This is a genomic window from Streptomyces sp. NPDC079141 (assembly GCF_040686775.1).
In the GTDB taxonomy this organism is placed as follows: domain Bacteria; phylum Actinomycetota; class Actinomycetes; order Streptomycetales; family Streptomycetaceae; genus Streptomyces.
The window spans coordinates 148,986-166,534 of sequence record NZ_JBFBLP010000005.1; the positions used below are offsets into that span (position 1 = coordinate 148,986).

The window sequence follows — 17,549 nt, forward strand, 5'->3', positions numbered from 1 at the left end:
AGCCGGAGGCACGCATGCAGATCTCAGCCGGTCAGTGCGCGCAGCTGCTCCAGGAACCACGCCGCCGGCGGCAGCGCGGTCGCGGACGCCGCCAGCCGCTTCGTCCGTTCCGCCCGCTCGCCCGCCGGCATCCCCAGCGCCTCGTGGAGCGCGTTCGCCGTCCCCCCGATGTCGTACGGGTTGACCACGACCGCGTCCTCGCCCAGCTCCTCGAACGCCCCGGCCTCCCGCGACAGCACCAGCACGCAGCCCTCGTCGGACACGACCGGCACCTCCTTCGCGACCAGGTTCATGCCGTCCCGGATGGGGTTCACCAGCGCCACGTCGGCGATCCGGTACGCGGCCAGGGAGCGCGCGAAGTCGTCCTTGACATGGAGCACGACCGGCGTCCAGTCCGCCGTACCGAACTCCTCGTTGATCGAGTCCGCCAGCCGCCGCACCTCGGCCGTGTAGTCCCGGTACACCGCCAGGTCCTGGCGGGACGGGTACGCGAAGGCCACGTGCACCACGCGTTCCTGCCACCACGGGAACGCCGTCAGCAGCTCCCGGTACGCCAGCAGGCCCCGCACGATGTTCTTGGACAGCTCGGTGCGGTCCACCCGCACGATCGCCTTGCGCGGCTCCCCGTCCGGCCCCGCCCCGATCTCCGTCCGCAGCGCCGCCATCCGTTCCTCGACGTCGGCCTCGTGCGACCGCTTGCGCAGGAAGTCCGCGTCTGCGCCCAGTCCGTGCACCCCGACCTCGGTGTCCCCGAGGCCGCCCGCGATCTCCGTGCAGCACGCGGTGAACGCGTCCGCCCAGCGGTGGGTGAGGAAGCCGAGCCGGTCGGCGCCGAGCATGCCCTCCAGCACCTCGCGGGCCACCCGGTCGGGCAGCATGCGGAAGTAGTCCACCGGGGCCCACGGGGTGTGCGAGAAGTGGGCGATCCGCAGGTCCGGGCGCAGCCGGCGCAGCATGCCCGGCACCAGCGTCAGGTGGTAGTCCTGGACCAGGACCGCCGCCCCGTCGCCCGCCTCCTCGGCCAGCGCCTCGGCGAAGGCCCGGTTGTAGCGGGCGTAGTTCCCCCACTGCCGCCAGAACTCGTTGTCGAACAGCGGCTCGACCGGCGTCTGGTAGAGCATGTGGTGGACGAACCACAGCACCGAGTTGGCGATGCCGTTGTACGCGTCGGCATGCACCTCGGCGTCGATGTCCAGCATCCGTACGCCGGCCTCGCCGACCCCGCGCCGGACCGCCTCGCGGTCACCGTCGGACAGCGCCGAGCACACCCACAGGGCGCCGGCGTCCGGGCCGATGGCCGACAGGCCCGACACCAGTCCGCCGCCACCCCGCTTGGCGTGCAGCGATCCGTCCTCCTGCACCTCGTAGGACACCGGGCCGCGATTCGACGCGACCAGCACCTGGGCAGCACCGTGCGTGGAAGCCATGTGCTCCAACCTAGCCCGCACCGTAAACGCTCAAACGTACGAGCCGCCCGTCGAGACGTGCGCTACGCCACCTTGCGTGACGCGTACTCGGTGATCTCCACCATCGGCGGCCGCTCCTCCGTGTCCACGGAGTACGTACGTGGCTCGAAACCGTCCTCGCCGCGCTCGAACTGGGTGAGCGAGGGGCGGATGAGATGCCCGCGGGCCAGCCGCAGCTGTGCCGTGCGGTAGATCGCGGCGGACATCCGGCCGAGCGCCTGCCCGTCCTGGTGCCGGTGCTTGCGGACCCCGACGTCGACCTGGGCCAGCGCGTCCAGGCCCACCAGGTGCAGGGCGTCGATCAGCATGCCCAGCTCCACGCCGTAGCCCACCGGGAACGGCAGCTGTTCCAGCAGCGTGCGACGGGCCGCGTACTCGCCGCCCAGCGGCTGCACGAACCCGGCCAGCTGCGGCCAGTGCATGTTCAGCAGCGGGCGGGCCATCAGCTCGGTGACCCGGCCGCCCTGCCCGGCGGCCTGGCCGAGCGGACGGTCGTACATCGCCTTGACCAGGTCCACCCCGGGTTCGGTGAGCAGCGGGCCCACGATCCCCGAGACGAACTCCGACTTGAACTCCTTCAGGTCGGCGTCGATGAAGCAGACGATGTCGCCCCGGGTGACCAGCAGCGAGCGCCAGAGCACCTCGCCCTTGCCCGGCACGGCCGGTATGCGGGGCAGGATCTCGTCCCGGTGCACCACCGTCGCCCCGGCCGCCGCGGCGACCTCGGAGGTACGGTCGGTCGACCCGGAGTCGACGACGACGATCTCGTCGACGAGCGGGACCTGCTGCATGAGGTCGTGACGGATCACGGCGACGATCTCGCCGACCGTCTCCTCCTCGTTGAGCGCGGGCAGCACGACGGAGACCGACTGGCCCGTGCTGCGTTTGGCGGCCAGGATCTTGTGGAGCGGGCGATCGGTCGCGGACCAGGACCGGGTGCTCAGCCAGCGCTCGACTTCTTCCAGCACAGTCTGCGGCTCCTCACGTGTCTCGCGGTTCGGACGGCTCTCTTCACTGTCCTGGCCTTCGGTTACAGTCTTGAGCAACGCTGATGACCATCGCATGTCAGGGGTCGTTAGCGCTTACAACTACATACCGCTCATCCAGAGGGGCAGAGGGATACGGCCCGATGAAGCCCCGGCAACCCTCCAGTCGGTCTCGTTCACGCGAGGCTCCCGGCTAGGGAAGGTGCCAAATCCGTCTCACGACGAGATGCGTCGTGAGGAAGATGAGGAGAAAGGGCCTCGCCTCACATGGCTGTGCAGACTGTTGCAAGCACCGGAAACTCCACTGTCGACCTCGGTCCCGCCGCGGCCCTGAGCTGCCGCGAGTGCGGTCACCGGGTACCCCTCGGACCGCTCTTTGCATGCGAGGAGTGTTTCGGCCCGCTGGAGATCGCCTACGACTTCTCGGCCTACGACACCGAAGAGCTCCGCAAGCGCATCGAAGCGGGTCCCGCGAACATCTGGCGTTATGCGCCGCTGCTGCCCGTCCCCGCGGACGTGGCCGACAAGCCCAACATCAACCCGGGCTGGACCAAGCTCGTCAAGGCCGACAATCTGGCCCGTGAGCTCGGCGTGACCGGCGGTTTGTATGTGAAGGACGACTCCGGTAACCCGACGCACTCCTTCAAGGACCGCGTCGTCGCCCAGGCCCTGGAGGCCGCGCGCGCCTTCGGCTTCACCACGCTCTCCTGCTCCTCCACCGGCAACCTGGCCGGCGCCGTCGGCGCCGCCGCCGCCCGCGCCGGCTTCCGCTCCTGCGTGTTCATCCCGCACGACCTGGAGCAGGGCAAGGTCGTCATGGCCGCGGTCTACGGCGGTGAGCTCGTCGGCATCGAGGGCAACTACGACGACGTGAACCGTTTCTGCTCCGAGCTGATCGGCGACCCGGCCGGCGAGGGCTGGGGCTTCGTCAACGTCAACCTGCGGCCGTACTACGCGGAGGGCTCCAAGACCCTCGCGTACGAGATCTGCGAGCAGCTCGGCTGGCAGCTGCCCGACCAGCTCGTCGTGCCGATCGCCTCCGGCTCCCAGCTCACGAAGATCGACAAGGGTCTGCAGGAGCTGATCAAGCTCGGGCTCGTCGAGGACAAGCCGTACAAGATCTTCGGTGCGCAGGCGGAGGGCTGCTCGCCGGTGTCGGTGGCGTACAAGGCGGGCCACGACGTCGTCCGCCCGCAGAAGCCGAACACCATCGCCAAGTCGCTGGCCATCGGCAACCCGGCGGACGGGCCGTACGTCCTGGACATCGCCCGGCGGACCGGTGGCGCGGTGGAGGACGTGACGGACGAGCAGATCGTCGAGGCGATCAAGGTCCTTGCCAGGACCGAGGGGATCTTCGCGGAGACCGCCGGTGGTGTCACCGTGGGTGTGACGCGGAAGCTGATCGAGAACGGGCTGCTGGATCCGACGTTGACGACGGTCGTGCTGAACACGGGTGACGGTCTCAAGACGTTGGATGCGGTGGCCGGGACTGGTCTGACGGCGACGATTCGTCCCAACCTTGAGTCGTTCCGTGAGGCCGGGCTCGTGTAGCTGTTGTCGTCTGCGGGCCGGTGGGGGCTGGTCGCGCAGTTCCCCGCGCCCCTAGGTTTGTTTCCCTTCCGGAGGTTTCCACCGTGAGCGTTTCCGTTCGCATCCCCACCATCCTGCGCACCTACACCGGCGGCCAGGCCGAAGTGACCGCCGAGGGCGGCACCCTCGCCGAGGTCATCGCCGACCTGGAGAAGAACCACACCGGGATCGCCGCCCGGGTGCTCGACGACCAGGGCAAGCTGCGTCGGTTCGTCAACGTGTACGTCAACGACGACGACGTCCGCTTCGAGCAGGGCCTGGAGACGGCGACGCCGGACGGTGCCGGCGTGTCGATCATTCCGGCCGTCGCCGGCGGCTGATCCTTACCGTCGGTAATCGCCGTCACCAAGAGTTCATCGAATTGCCCTCTCCGTAAGAGAAACGGAGGGGGCAATTCTGCATGGTTGAGCGCGATAGAGTTGGGGAAACAGCGGCTCCCCGCATGCCGGACGCATATGAGCACCGGCTTCGCATGCGATGAGAAGTAGCCAAAGTGTGCGTGTCTTTTGCGCCTTCTGTGCTATTTATGGGGCCCGACTTGCCCTGAATTCGGGCGAATTCTCACTACATTCCGGACCGCGCGCGTCCAGAATTCTCGTCCGATTGACCTGTTGCAGACGGCAGTTGGACAGATACATTCAGCCGCGGTCGACGCGTTCCGGCGCACGCCCCCAAACCGTGGGGGGTGAGGTCTGACCCGGATCCGCGAAGTGTGGATCTGTGCAAGGGCCAGTAATAGGGGAGTTAGGCATGGCTCAGGGCACCGTCAAGTGGTTCAACGCGGAGAAGGGGTACGGCTTCATCGCGGTCGACGGTGGTGCGGATGTTTTCGTCCACTACAGCGCGATCCAGATGGACGGCTACCGCACCCTGGAAGAGGGCCAGCGGGTCGAGTTCGAGATCTCGCAGGGCCAGAAAGGCCCGCAGGCCGACATGGTTCGCGTCACTGCCTGAACGCGCGACCAACGAACCGCAAGCGACGTCTTCTGTTGAAGGGCTCGTGCCTCGGGGTACCCACCCCGCGGGTACGAGCCCTTCGGCATGTCCCGCTCTGTCTCCGTTCGATCCCCGAGAGCCGCTTGCACCCGCCCGTCACCCGACCACCACCCCTCAACGAGCGCCCGCTTCGCGAGCGCGCCTTGCACTCTCTTGGGTCGAGTGCTAATCATTGGCGTTAGCACTCTGAAGGTGAGAGTGACAACGAAGGACCGGGTCGGTGAGGCCCGCGGGCCGGGTGGGGCAAGGATCCACAAGGCATGCGAGCCGTCCGTCGCGGGCGCGGGCGCGGTCCATAGAGGTACTCACCGCCAGTCCTGGAGGGACCACTTCACATGGCCAAGATCATCGCGTTCGACGAGGAGGCGCGGCGCGGCCTTGAGCGCGGTATGAACCAGCTCGCCGACGCCGTCAAGGTCACCCTCGGCCCCAAGGGCCGCAACGTCGTCCTTGAGAAGAAGTGGGGCGCCCCCACGATCACCAACGATGGTGTGTCCATCGCCAAGGAGATCGAGCTGGAGGACCCGTACGAGAAGATCGGCGCCGAGCTGGTCAAGGAAGTCGCCAAGAAGACGGACGACGTCGCCGGTGACGGTACGACCACCGCGACCGTTCTCGCCCAGGCCCTGGTCAAGGAAGGCCTGCGCAATGTAGCCGCCGGCGCCAACCCGATGGCCCTCAAGCGCGGTATCGAGAAGGCCGTCGAGGCCGTCTCCGCCGCCCTGCTGGAGCAGGCGAAGGACGTCGAGACCAAGGAGCAGATCGCCTCCACGGCCTCCATCTCCGCCGCCGACACCCAGATCGGCGAGCTCATCGCCGAGGCCATGGACAAGGTCGGCAAGGAAGGCGTCATCACCGTCGAGGAGTCCCAGACCTTCGGTCTGGAGCTGGAGCTCACCGAGGGTATGCGCTTCGACAAGGGCTACATCTCGGCGTACTTCGCCACCGACATGGAGCGGATGGAGGCGTCGCTCGACGACCCGTACATCCTGATCGCCAACTCCAAGATCGGTTCCGTCAAGGACCTGCTCCCGCTCCTGGAGAAGGTCATGCAGTCGGGCAAGCCGCTGCTGATCATCGCCGAGGACGTCGAGGGCGAGGCCCTGTCGACCCTGGTCGTCAACAAGATCCGCGGCACCTTCAAGTCCGTCGCCGTCAAGGCCCCGGGCTTCGGTGACCGCCGCAAGGCCATGCTCGGCGACATCGCCATCCTCACGGGCGGCGAGGTCATCTCCGAGGAGGTCGGCCTCAAGCTGGAGAACGCCACGCTCGACCTGCTGGGCAAGGCCCGCAAGGTCGTCATCACCAAGGACGAGACGACCATCGTCGACGGTGCCGGCGCCAGCGAGCAGGTCGCGGGTCGCGTGAACCAGATCCGCGCCGAGATCGAGAACAGCGACTCGGACTACGACCGCGAGAAGCTCCAGGAGCGCCTGGCCAAGCTCGCCGGTGGCGTCGCCGTCATCAAGGCCGGTGCCGCGACCGAGGTCGAGCTCAAGGAGCGCAAGCACCGCATCGAGGACGCCGTGCGCAACGCCAAGGCGGCCGTCGAGGAGGGCATCGTCGCCGGTGGTGGCGTGGCCCTGCTGCAGGCCTCCGGTGTCTTCGAGAAGCTGGAGCTGGAGGGTGACGAGGCGACCGGCGCTGCCGCCGTCAAGCTCGCCCTTGAGGCCCCGCTGAAGCAGATCGCCGTCAACGCCGGCCTTGAGGGCGGCGTCGTGGTGGAGAAGGTCCGCAACCTCACCCCGGGTCACGGCCTGAACGCCGCGACCGGCGAGTACGTCGACCTGGTCGCCGAGGGCATCATCGACCCGGCGAAGGTGACGCGCTCCGCGCTGCAGAACGCCGCGTCGATCGCCGCGCTGTTCCTCACCACCGAGGCCGTCATCGCCGACAAGCCGGAGAAGGCCGCCGCGGCCGCTCCGGGCGGCATGCCGGGCGGTGACATGGACTTCTGATCGACTCCGGTCGGTCAACGTCCTTACCGAGGGCGGCACTTCCTGTTCCGACAGGGGGTGCCGCCCTCGGGCGTGTCCGGGGTCACAGTGCGGACGGAAATGGCGGGTCGGGCGGGGCGGTTCTCCCGTACGCAGGGTCCATGCGCATGCACATACCTGCCGGTACCCCCTTTAAGGAGCTCTTACGTGACCGTCACCGCGTCCGACGCCGCCTCCCGCGCCGCCGACATCCTCTCCCGCCCGGCCACCATCAACGGCCTGACCGTCCGGAACCGCATTGCGATGGCGCCCATGACGCGCCAGTTCTCCCCGGGCGGCGTTCCGGGGGCGGACGTGGCCTCGTACTACGCACGCCGTGCGGCCGCGGGTGTCGGGCTGATCGTCACCGAGGGCACCTACGTCGGCCACGAGTCGGCCGGTGAGAGCGACCGCGTGCCGCGCTTCCACGGCGCGGAGCAGCTGGCGGGCTGGGCGAAGGTCGCCGAGGCGGTGCATGCCGCGGGCGGGAAGATCGTGCCGCAGCTGTGGCACATCGGCATGGTGCGCCAAGCCGGTCAGCCGCCGTTCGCGGACGCCCCCGCGGTCGGCCCCTCCGGCATCCGCCTGGACGGCACCGAGGGCGCCGGCAAGGAGATGACCCAGGCCGACCTGGACGATGTCATCGCCGCGTTCGCCGAGGCCGCGGCCGCAGCCGAGCGCATCGGCTTCGACGGCGTCGAACTGCACGGCGCCCACGGCTACCTCATCGACCAGTTCCTGTGGTCCCGCACCAACCGCCGCACCGACGCCTACGGCGGCGACCTGGTGGCCCGTACGAAGTTCGCGGCGGAGATCGCGGCCGCGGTCCGGGCGGCGGTCTCCCCGTCCTTCCCGGTGATCTTCCGCTTCTCGCAGTGGAAGTCCTACCAGTTCGACGCCCGTCTCGCCGAGAGCCCCGAGGCGCTGGAGGCCCTGCTCACCCCGCTCACCGCGGCCGGTGTCGACGCCTTCCACGCCTCCACCCGCCGCTACTGGCTGCCCGAGTTCGAGGGCTCCGACCTGAACCTCGCCGGCTGGACGAAGAAGCTGACCGGCAAGCCCGCGATCACCGTCGGCTCGGTCGGCCTCGACGGCGAGTTCATCAGGGCCTTCCAGGGCGAGGGCGCTCCCGTCCAGAACATCGACAACCTCCTGGACCGGCTGGAGCGCGACGAGTTCGACCTCGTCGCCGTCGGCCGCGCCCTGCTCCAGGACCCGCAGTGGGCCGAGAAGGTGCTGGCCGGCCGCTTCGACGACCTGGCCGACTACGACGTGGCGTCGCTGCGCTCGCTGAGCTGACCCTGCCGCAGGTGGTGTGACGCAGGTCACTCCGGGTGCTGTCACGGTTGTGCGGGCTCGTCTGTCCCATGGGCGTTCCCGCAATCGTGACGAGCACTCGGAGTGATCAGGATGAGCACCGACCACCGCATCGTCGTACTGGGCGCCGGCTACACCGGCATGCTGGCCGCCGTCCGGCTGGCCCACCGGACCCGCCGGACGGGCGCCAGGATCACGCTGGTCAACCCCTCGGCGCGGTTCACCGAGCGGCTGCGGATGCACCAGGTCGCGGCCGGGCAGGAGCTGGCCGACCACCGCATCCCCGAGCTGCTGGCCGGCACCGGCATCGAGTTCGCGCAGGGGTGGGCCACCGCGATCGAGCCGGAGGCCCGGACCGTCACCCTCGACGCCGGACGGGTCCTGTCGTACGACACCCTCGTCTACGCCCTCGGCAGCGCCACCGACACGAGCATCGTGCCCGGCGCCGACGAGTACGCCGTCACCCTCAACGACCCGCGCCTCGCGCACGAGTTCGCCACCCGGCTGCCCGAACTGGCCGCCGCCGGCGGTGCGGTGACCGTGTGCGGCGGCGGCCTGACCGGTATCGAGGCCGCGGCCGAGATCGCCGAGAGCCACCCCGGTCTCGCCGTCACCCTCGTCAGCCGGGACGTGCCCGGCGCGATGATGGGCGAGGCGGCGCGCGCGTACCTGCACCGCGCTCTCGCCCGGCTCGGCGTGACCGTCCGCACGGGCGCCACCGTCACCAAGGTGCTGACCGACGCGGTCGAGCTGGCCGGCGGCGAGCTGCTGCCCTCCGGCCTCACCCTGTGGACCACCGGCGTCCGCGTGCCGCGGCTGGCCGCCGAGTCCGGGATCGCGACCGACGCGCGGGGCCTGGTCGTCGTGGACGCCGGGCTGCGGTCGGTGTCGCACCCCGAGATCTATGCGATCGGCGACGCCGCCGCCGTCCGCCAGGCGTGGGGCGCGGTCCACGGCACCTGCCAGAGCGGCCTGCCCACCGCTCAGTACGTCGCCGACGCCGTCGCGCGCCGGCTGCGCGGGAAGCAGCTGAAGCCGTTCCGGTTCGGGTACTTCCACCAGCCCGTCAGCATCGGCCGGCGCGACGCGGTCATCCAGTTCACCTACGCGGACGACAGCCCGCGCCGCTGGTTCCTCAAGGGCAAGTGGGCGATCCGGTACAAGGAGTTCGTCAGCGGCAGCCCGCTGAAGGCGTTCCGGTGGAGCAAGCGCATGAACGTCGGCGTGACGCTCTCCAGGGGCGGGCGCGCGACCCGGAAGCCGGCGGCGGCGTCGGCTCGGTGACCGCGGGAGATGTCTTGTCGCCCGGTGCGGGCGTTGGGAGCATGGGCGCGTGATCGGACCGGAGAGCGAACAGGCCCTGGATCAGGACCCGTTCACCACACACCGGCGGCTGCTGTTCGGCACCGCGTACCGGATGCTGGGCAGCGTCGCCGACACCGAGGACGTGCTCCAGGACGCCTGGCTGGCCTGGCAGGGCGCGGACCGCGGCAGTGTCCGCAACGCCCGCGCCTACCTGGTGCGCACGGTCACCAACCTCGCCCTCAACCGGCTCACCTCCGCCCGCGCCACCCGCGAGAGCTATATCGGACCCTGGCTGCCCGAGCCGCTGCTGACCTCGGCGGACGTCGCCGAGGACGCCGAGCTGGCCGACACCGTCTCGACCGCGCTGCTGGTGGTGCTGGAGACGCTGGCGCCGGTGGAGCGGGCGGTGTTCGTGCTCCGCGAGGCGTTCGCCTTCTCGCACGCCGAGATCGCGGAGATCCTCGGGCGGCCCGAGCCGACCGTACGGCAGATCGCCCGCCGGGCCCGGCAGCACGTGGACGCCCGGCGCCCCCGCTACGACGCCGACAGCACACGGCATCACGAGGTCACCGAGCGGTTCAGGGCGGCCTGCGCCGGAGGCGATCTGAACGCCGTGATGGAGCTGCTCGCCCCGGACGTCGTCGCCTGGTCCGACGGCGGCGGCAAGGTCACGGCGGCCCGTCGGCCGCTGTACGGCACCGACCATGTCGCGCGCTGGCTGCTCGGCGTGCTGGCCAAGCCCGGGTCGGCCGGCGTGGCCCTGGAGCCCGCCACGATCAACGCCGAGCCGGGCCTGCTCATCACCGTGGGCGGCATGCGGATCGGCACGGTGTCGCTCGGGGTGGTGGACGGCCTGGTCCGGCACGTGCGTTTCCAGCTCAATCCGGACAAGCTGCGTGGTGTGACCTCCCTCTAGCACCCGGCCCCCGTCGAAGGCGGGCTCACCAGCGATTCTTGAGTAAGTCAATCAACTGACTTAAGGTTGCCTGAGTCAAGCTCTTCTCTGTGTCGACGGAGGCTCCCCCATGTCCGACGCCCTTGCCCAGCCCGCCCCGGCGGGGGGCACCGCGCCACCGCGGACGAACGCCGTGGTGGCGGTGCTGGCCTTCGCCGGGATCGTCGTCTCGCTGATGCAGACGCTGGTCATTCCGATCGTCCCGGAGCTGCCGCAACTGCTGGACGCGCCGGCCTCCGACACCGCCTGGGCGGTCACCGCCACGCTGCTGGCCGCCGCGGTGGCCACACCGGTCGTCGGCCGGCTCGGCGACATGTTCGGCAAGCGGCGGATGCTGCTGGTCAGCGCGGCGCTGCTGGTGGCAGGGTCACTGGTCTGTGCGCTCAGCGAGTCGCTCGTGCCGATGATCCTGGGGCGTGTGCTCCAGGGCCTCGCCTCCGGCGTCATCCCGCTCGGCATCAGCATCATGCGGGACGAACTGCCCGCCGAGCGGCTCGCCTCCGCGACCGCCCTGATGAGCGCCTCCCTCGGCATCGGCGGCGCCCTCGGCCTGCCGGCCGCCGCGCTGATCGCCGACAACTTCGACTGGCACATGCTGTTCTGGACCTCGGCCGCCCTCGGCGCCGTCGCCACCGTTCTTGTCGCCGTCTTCGTGCCGGAGTCCAAGGTGCGCACCGGCGGCCGCTTCGACCTCGTCGGCGGTCTGGGCATGGCGGCCGGGCTCGTCTGTCTGCTGCTCGGCATCTCCAAGGGCGCCGACTGGGGTTGGACGAGCGGAACCACGCTGGGGCTCTTCGCCGCGGCCGTCCTCGTTCTGCTCGCCTGGGGCCGGTGGGAGCTGCGCGTCGAGCAGCCGCTGGTCGACCTGCGCACCACCGCCCGCCGTCAGGTGCTCGTCACCAACCTCGCCTCCATCGCCGTCGGTTTCGCGATGTTCGCGATGTCCCTCGTCCTGCCGCAGCTCCTCCAGCTGCCCGAGCAGACCGGCTACGGCCTCGGCCGGTCGATGCTGGTCGCCGGTCTGGTCATGGCGCCCTCCGGTCTGGTCATGATGGCCACCGCGCCGGTCTCCGCCGCCGTCTCCAAGGCCAAGGGCCCCAAGGTCACCCTGATGATCGGCGCGCTGATCGTGGCCGCCGGGTACGGCCTGAACATCCTCCTCATGTCCGAGGTCTGGCACTTCGTCCTGGTGTCCTGCGTCATCGGCGCCGGCATCGGCTTCACCTACGGCTCGATGCCCGCGCTGATCATGGGCGCGGTGCCGGCCAGCGAGACGGCCGCGGCCAACAGTCTCAACACGCTGATGCGCTCCATCGGCACCTCGTCGGCGAGCGCCATCGCGGGCGTGATCCTCGCCCAGATGACGACGGACTTCGGCGGCTACGCCCTCCCGTCCGAGAACGGCTTCAAGGTGGTCCTGGCGGTGGGCGCCGGAGCGGCTCTCCTCGCCTTCGCGGTGGCGTCGTTCATCCCACGGCAGCGGGCCGCCGCCGGCGAGAAGGTGACAGAGGGGGCGTCCGCTACGGCACAGGCGGCGGCGAAGTCGTAGCGCACCTCGAGGGGTGCGCAGGGCGGCGGGCGGGAGGAGAACTTGCGCGTTACCTCCAACAACCGCCCACCGGCTTTGGCGGTCCGCTGCCCTGCGCCCCGCGAATCGGCGTGGCTAACGTCCTGACATGACGCGACGCAAACGCATCGGAACGCGGCGCATCGCCGCATTACAGCGCGTGCACGACAGGGCACTACGGCGCCGGAAAGCGGTCGCCCGCCCCACCGGCTGGCGCCGACGCTTCGGACGGCGGGCCGAACGAACCCGCCCCTGGCTCCAGTTCCTCGCCGACCTCGCCGCGATCTTCGCGAGAGTGGTGAGCTGATCCGGCGCCGCCCGTCACGGCGTCCAGTAGTCCCGTGCCGGCAGCTCCACCCACGCGTCGGGCGGGCCCACGACGGCTCGGGCGTCCGTCGGGCGCAGGCCGGCGTAGGCGATCGAGTAGGCGACGGCGCTGTACTGGTAGACGTACGAGAACAGGACCTCCTCCGGGCTGTCCTCCGGGTACGGACCGCCGCCCGGGTGGAGGTCCCAGCCCTTGACGACGCCGTCCCGATGGATGCTGCCCTGGTTGCCGCTCTTGGGGTTGGCGTACAGGCCGTAGGAGACGGTGCCCTCGGACAGGAGGGCGTGGATGCCCGGCATGGACGGGGCGTAGCCCCACGGCTGGGTGAGGACGCATCCGCCCGGCACGGTCGTCACGCCGACGATCTGGAGCGTCTCGTCCAGGTCGTAGCCGAACGGGTCCTCCACCAGTTCGTCCACCAGCTCGACGTCCGCCGGCGTCGCCCCCAGCCGCCGTATCGCCTCCTCGGCGTCGATCCCGGCCACGCAGGCCAGGCCCAGGCCCTCGTACCAGAAGTCACCGAGGGCCGCCTTCAGCCGCCGACCCTGGTCGACCACCGCGCGCTCGGCCTCCGACAGGTCAGGCACCCCCTCGGGCAGCGGGAACAGGTCCGGCTCCGGCCCGGCGAGACTCAGCCGCCCCGGCGTCCAGCCGCCGAACCCGGTCCACCAGGGGTCGGCCCCCGCGGCGGCCAGCGCTCGGGCGTTCTCCGTACGGCCCGCGACGACCGCGTCCCACAGCGCCGTCGTGCCGTTCTCCAGCGCGTCCACGTCCGCCACGCGCCGCGCCAGTTCGGCCACGACCTCCGGCGACCCGAAGACCGCCGCCCGGTGCAGCGGCCGCGACCCTCCACGTCCCCACCGCTCCGGATCGGCCCCCGCGTCCAGGCGCCGCCGTACGTCCTCGTGGTCCTCCCAGCCGCGGTAGTCCATGCCCGCCCAGCCGTGGGTCTCGTCCGTCATCGCCAGCCCCCCGCTCGATCTCCGTACTCACACCTTCGCAGACGCCACTGACAAGTGGCACAAACTGCCATCACGGCAGAAGTTGGGCGGCGAAGGCTGCCCCGCTGATCAAGTGGACCGGCCCCGTGAGCCGTCACCCCTGGAGGCACTCCCGGTGAGGCCCACCGCATACGTCGTCAGGAAGCCCACCGCGTACGCGGTGAGCAGGCCGCCCGCGTAGATCGCCGCCGTCGGGGCCAGGCCCCTGTTGCCCGACAGGAGCGGGAACAGGGCCCATCCCGACGGTCCGATCGCCGTCGCGCCCACCTGGTCGCCGAGCATCGCGAACAGGCCGACGAAGGCGCCCCCGGCGGCGCCGCCCACACAGGCCGTCAGGAAGGGGCGGCCCAGCGGCAACGACACCCCGTAGATCAGGGGCTCGCCCACGCCCAACAGCCCCGCCGGGAGCGCCGACTTGATGGTCGTACGGATGGACGTGTCGTGGCGCAGGCGGACGTACACCGCTGCCGCCGCGCCCACCTGGCCCGCGCCCGCCATCGCCAGCAGGGGGAGGAGGACGGTGTAGCCCTGCTGTTCGATGAGGGTGGCGTGGATGGGGATCAGGGCCTGGTGGAGGCCCAGCATCACCAGGGGGAGGAACAGGCCGCCGAGGACCAGGCCCGCGAAGGCGCCCGTCGTCGTCAGCAGCCAGTTCGCCGCCGTGCCGATGGCCGAGGAGACCGCGCCGGCCGCGTACATCAGGCCGTAGAGCGTGGCCAGGCCGGCGACGAGGACCGTGAGGGTCGGGGTGACCAGGACGTCCAGTGCCCCGGGGATTCGGCCTCGGCACCACTTCTCCACGTACGTTCCCAGCAGCGCCGCCGCCAGGGCGCCGAGGACTCCGCCCTGGCCGGGGGCGAGGGTCACGCCGAACGCCGTCACCTTTGCGACTCCCGGGTAGACGACGATCGCCGCCACCGCGCCGCCCAGGACCGGTGTGCCGCCGAACTCCTTCGCCGTGTTGTGTCCGACGAACACCGCGATCAGCGACATGAAGGCGGTGGCGATCACGGACAGGGCGGGGGTGAGGCCCGGCAGCCAACCCAGGTTCAGGAGCAGGCCGTTGAGGCCCGCCAGTACCCCGCAGCCGATCAGGGCGGGGATCAGCGGGACGAAGATGTTCGCGACCCGGCGCAGGGCCAGCTTCACCGGGGTCGCGTTGCGCTGCTGCTGTGCCCGTTTCAGCAGCAGTGACTCGAAGTCCCGGGTCACCGTCGCCACCGTCCCCGGGCCCAGCACGATCTGGTACGTGTCGTCGTCCTCGACCACGCCCAGGACGCCGGGGACCGCCCGTACCCCCTCCCCGTCCACCAGGGAGGCGTCGGCCAGGCCCAGTCGCAGGCGGGTCATGCAGTGGGCGACGGAGGTGACGTTCGTGGGGCCGCCGACCAGGGGCAGGAGCGCGGCGGCCGTGTCGTACGAGGTCTTCACCCACCGAAGACTGGGGTCAGCCGACCGCCGCCGCCAGCGCGGCACGCAGGTGGCCGCCGGACTCCTCCAGAAGGCGGGCGGCCGTCGGGCCGTCCACGCCGGCCAGGACGACCAGGATCGCGTTCTTCACCTCGCCGCCCGTGGCCGCCAGGGCGCGCTCGATCTCCTCGTCGTCCGCGCCCGTGGCGAGCGCGACGATACGGCGGGACCGGGCGCGCAGCTTCTCGTTCGAGGCGCGCACGTCGACCATCAGGTTCCCGTAGGTCTTGCCCAGGCGGATCATCGTGATCGTCGAGAGCATGTTGAGGACGAGCTTCTGCGCCGTGCCGGACTTGAGGCGGGTGGAGCCGGTCAGCAGCTCCGGGCCCACGACGATCTCGATGCCGTGGTCGGCGGCGGCCGCGAGCGCGCTGTCGGCGTTGCAGGCCAGGCCGATCGTCAACGCGCCGAGCGCGCGGGCGTGTTCGACCGCCCCGATGGCGTACGGGGTGCGGCCGGAGGCGGAGACGCCGACCACCGTGTCCGCGGGGGTGAGGGCGAGCGCGTCGAGGTCGGCGCGGGCCAGCTCCTTGGAGTCCTCCGCGCCCTCGACGGAGGTGACCATGGCCTCCGGGCCGCCCGCGATGAGCCCCACGACCTGTGTCGGCTCGGTGTTGAAGGTCGGCGGGCACTCGGAGGCGTCCAGCACGCCGAGCCGTCCGGCGGTGCCCGCGCCCGCGTAGAGGAGGCGGCCGCCGCGCGCCATGCGCTCGGCGACGGCGTCGATCGCGGCGGCGATCTCGGGCAGCCGTGCGGCCACGGCGGCGGGTACGGAGGTGTCCTCGCCGTTCATCAGGCGGGCGATGTCGAGGGTGGGCAGCCGGTCGATGTCGGCGAGCTCGGGGCGGAAGGCCTCGGTGGTCAGGGACTCCAGCTCGGCGCGCAGATCACGGGATGTGGAGGTCATGGAGGAGCGGCTCTTTTCGCAATGTCTACTGGTGCTGTCTACCGCCGGTGCCGGTGCGCCAGTGCCTCGTACGACGCCGAGAGCGCGGGCGCGGCCGTCTCGTACGTCCGCTGGGCCACTCCCACGAACAGGCAGTCCACGACGAGGAGTTGACTGGTCCGGGACGACATGGCCGCCGGGCGCAGCTCGCTCTCGCGTGCGGTGGACGTGGTCAGTATGTGGTCGGCGTACTGGGTGACCGGCCCGTCCGGCCGCCCAGTGATCGCCACCGTCGTGGCCCCGTGCTCGAAGGCGACCCGCAGGGGTTCGATGACGTCGCCGGTCGACCCGGAGTGCGTGATCGCGATCGCCACGTCGCCTGCGCGGAGTTGCACCGCGTTCGTCACGGCGAGGTGGGGGTCGCTGTGCGCGTGGGCTATCAGCCCTATGCGCAGGAGTTTCTGGGTGAGGTCCTGCGCGACCAGCCCCGAGGCGCCCACGCCGTACACGTCGATGCGCCGGGCGGAGGCGGCCGCCGTGACCGCCGCGCCGAGCTGCACGGTGTCCAGGCCGGCCGCGGTGTCGGCGAGGGTCTGCTGCTCGTCGTAGGCGAGCTTCGCCACGACGTCGGCGATGGGGTCGTCGACCGCGATGTCGGTGGTGATGGCGGGCGCCCGCCCGGACTGCTGCTGGGCGGCGAGGCCGGCGAGGGCGAGGCGCAGGTCCCGGTAGCCGGGGTAGCCGAGGAGGCGGGCGGTGCGGACGACGGTGGCCTCGCTGGTGCCGGTGAGTTCGGCGAGGCCGGTGACGGTGAGGGCCGCGCAGCCGGCCGGGTCGCCGGCGACGGCCTCGGCGACCCGCTGCATGGAACGGGTCATCGACGGCGCCAGCGTGCGCACCTTGGCCGCGAGGGCGGCGGGCGCGGGGGGCGGGCCGCCGGGCGGACCCGGGCTCCCGAAAGTTTCCTTCACATGCTGGGTCACGTGTGAAAGATATTTTCGCTTCGGTGTTGTGGTCAAGAGTGCGCACAATGGGGGCATGGATCCCTCCGGCCACCCGCTCAGCCCTCTGGAACAGGCGTTGCACGCGGCACGCGCTCTTGTGCTCGCCGATCTGATCGCCGGGGAGGTGGCCGAGGCGGATGTGGTGTCGCTGGTCGAGGACTCCGTCGTGGAGCGCCGCTGGTGGGTGGAGCAGTGGCCGGACGGCGCGGCCTTCGTGGCCGGTCTGGTCGCGCAGGACGTGCAGGACGCCCTGCTGGAGCGGTACGGCCGCTGGCCGCTGTGCCCGGTCTGCGGCTCCGGCGACCCGCACTCCCTGGACGTCGAGCCGGAGCTGGGCCCCGACCCGCAATGGGTGTGCCACAAGGCGGGCGTGAAGGTCGCGGCGGTCGGCTCCCTGGGCTCGGCGGCCGGCGGGACGACGCCCTCGTGACGGTGTACATAGACCCGCCCGCCTGGCCGGGCCACGGCCGGATGTGGTCCCACCTCATCAGCGACGTCTCCTACACCGAACTGCACACCTTCGCCGAGCGCCTGGGCGTGCCCAGGCGGGCCTTCGAACGGGACCACTACGACATTCCGTCCCACCGGTACGCGGATGTGGTGGCCGCGGGCGCGGTGGAGGTGAGCAGCCGCGAGGTCGTGCGGCTGCTGTACGGCGCGGGGCTGCGCAGGCGGAAGGGGCGGCAGGCTTAGGGCCGATCC

The 17,549-nt window shown here is 70.8% G+C and carries 17 protein-coding genes and 1 riboswitch; of the genes, 11 read left to right on the forward strand and 6 right to left on the reverse strand.

Features of this window, described 5'->3' with window-relative positions; genetic code table 11:
• Positions 1–23 precede the first annotated feature (23 nt).
• Both AB0Q90_RS17380 and AB0Q90_RS17385 read right to left on the reverse strand, forming a co-directional pair.
• Positions 24–1,427, reverse strand: a complete 1,404-nt coding sequence (locus tag AB0Q90_RS17380) for a trehalose-6-phosphate synthase (RefSeq protein WP_363161280.1) — start codon at positions 1,425–1,427, stop codon at positions 24–26.
• Between the two features lie 62 nt (positions 1,428–1,489).
• Complete coding sequence (locus AB0Q90_RS17385) at positions 1,490–2,434, reverse strand: glucosyl-3-phosphoglycerate synthase (protein WP_363161279.1); 945 nt, start codon at positions 2,432–2,434, stop codon at positions 1,490–1,492.
• Positions 2,435–2,562: 128 nt separating this feature from the next.
• Positions 2,563–2,701, forward strand: a riboswitch (SAM riboswitch).
• 18 nt (positions 2,702–2,719) lie between these two features.
• On the opposite strand from AB0Q90_RS17385, the gene thrC reads away from it, so the two are divergent.
• The 9 genes from thrC to AB0Q90_RS17430 all read left to right on the forward strand — a co-directional run bounded on the left by thrC (position 2,720) and on the right by AB0Q90_RS17430 (position 12,465).
• Positions 2,720–4,003 carry a threonine synthase gene (gene thrC / locus AB0Q90_RS17390; protein ID WP_363161278.1) on the forward strand — a complete coding sequence of 428 codons (1,284 nt, stop codon included), beginning with the start codon at positions 2,720–2,722 and terminating at the stop codon, positions 4,001–4,003.
• 83 nt (positions 4,004–4,086) lie between these two features.
• A complete protein-coding gene (locus AB0Q90_RS17395; protein ID WP_123761566.1) occupies positions 4,087–4,362 on the forward strand; it encodes a MoaD/ThiS family protein in 276 nt (91 codons plus the stop codon).
• 430 nt (positions 4,363–4,792) lie between these two features.
• Entirely contained in the window at positions 4,793–4,996 is a 204-nt protein-coding gene (locus AB0Q90_RS17400) for a cold-shock protein (protein ID WP_004986573.1), read from the forward strand.
• A gap of 377 nt (positions 4,997–5,373) precedes the next feature.
• The gene (gene groL, locus AB0Q90_RS17405) at positions 5,374–6,996 is read left to right on the forward strand and encodes a chaperonin GroEL (protein WP_363161277.1); all 1,623 of its coding nucleotides are present in this window, start codon (positions 5,374–5,376) and stop codon (positions 6,994–6,996) included.
• Positions 6,997–7,182: 186 nt separating this feature from the next.
• On the forward strand, positions 7,183–8,313 hold the full coding sequence (locus AB0Q90_RS17410; RefSeq protein WP_363161276.1) for an NADH:flavin oxidoreductase: 1,131 nt from the start codon (positions 7,183–7,185) through the stop codon (positions 8,311–8,313).
• 111 nt (positions 8,314–8,424) lie between these two features.
• The gene (locus tag AB0Q90_RS17415; protein ID WP_363161275.1) at positions 8,425–9,615 is read left to right on the forward strand and encodes an FAD-dependent oxidoreductase; all 1,191 of its coding nucleotides are present in this window, start codon (positions 8,425–8,427) and stop codon (positions 9,613–9,615) included.
• Between the two features lie 49 nt (positions 9,616–9,664).
• Positions 9,665–10,552: an RNA polymerase sigma-70 factor gene (locus tag AB0Q90_RS17420; RefSeq protein WP_363161274.1), complete on the forward strand. Its 888-nt coding sequence runs from the start codon at positions 9,665–9,667 to the stop codon at positions 10,550–10,552.
• A gap of 109 nt (positions 10,553–10,661) precedes the next feature.
• Positions 10,662–12,140 carry an MFS transporter gene (locus AB0Q90_RS17425; protein ID WP_363161273.1) on the forward strand — a complete coding sequence of 493 codons (1,479 nt, stop codon included), beginning with the start codon at positions 10,662–10,664 and terminating at the stop codon, positions 12,138–12,140.
• A gap of 127 nt (positions 12,141–12,267) precedes the next feature.
• Complete coding sequence (locus tag AB0Q90_RS17430) at positions 12,268–12,465, forward strand: hypothetical protein (protein ID WP_363161272.1); 198 nt, start codon at positions 12,268–12,270, stop codon at positions 12,463–12,465.
• Between the two features lie 14 nt (positions 12,466–12,479).
• Here the strand turns inward: AB0Q90_RS17430 and AB0Q90_RS17435 are convergent, their stop codons facing one another.
• The 4 genes from AB0Q90_RS17435 to AB0Q90_RS17450 form a co-directional block, all read right to left on the reverse strand.
• On the reverse strand, positions 12,480–13,448 hold the full coding sequence (locus AB0Q90_RS17435; protein WP_363161271.1) for an ankyrin repeat domain-containing protein: 969 nt from the start codon (positions 13,446–13,448) through the stop codon (positions 12,480–12,482).
• 108 nt (positions 13,449–13,556) lie between these two features.
• A complete protein-coding gene (locus tag AB0Q90_RS17440; RefSeq protein ID WP_363161270.1) occupies positions 13,557–14,918 on the reverse strand; it encodes a PTS transporter subunit EIIC in 1,362 nt (453 codons plus the stop codon).
• A gap of 16 nt (positions 14,919–14,934) precedes the next feature.
• Entirely contained in the window at positions 14,935–15,864 is a 930-nt protein-coding gene (gene murQ / locus AB0Q90_RS17445) for an N-acetylmuramic acid 6-phosphate etherase (RefSeq protein WP_363161268.1), read from the reverse strand.
• A gap of 38 nt (positions 15,865–15,902) precedes the next feature.
• Positions 15,903–16,826: a MurR/RpiR family transcriptional regulator gene (locus AB0Q90_RS17450; RefSeq protein WP_363161267.1), complete on the reverse strand. Its 924-nt coding sequence runs from the start codon at positions 16,824–16,826 to the stop codon at positions 15,903–15,905.
• Positions 16,827–16,881: 55 nt separating this feature from the next.
• Here AB0Q90_RS17450 and AB0Q90_RS17455 point away from each other — a divergent pair, with 55 nt between their 5' ends.
• A complete protein-coding gene (locus AB0Q90_RS17455) occupies positions 16,882–17,277 on the forward strand; it encodes a hypothetical protein (RefSeq protein WP_363161266.1) in 396 nt (131 codons plus the stop codon).
• Positions 17,274–17,540: a DUF4031 domain-containing protein gene (locus AB0Q90_RS17460; protein WP_363161265.1), complete on the forward strand. Its 267-nt coding sequence runs from the start codon at positions 17,274–17,276 to the stop codon at positions 17,538–17,540. The genes AB0Q90_RS17455 and AB0Q90_RS17460 overlap by 4 nt, the downstream gene beginning before the upstream one ends.
• Positions 17,541–17,549: the final 9 nt, after the last annotated feature.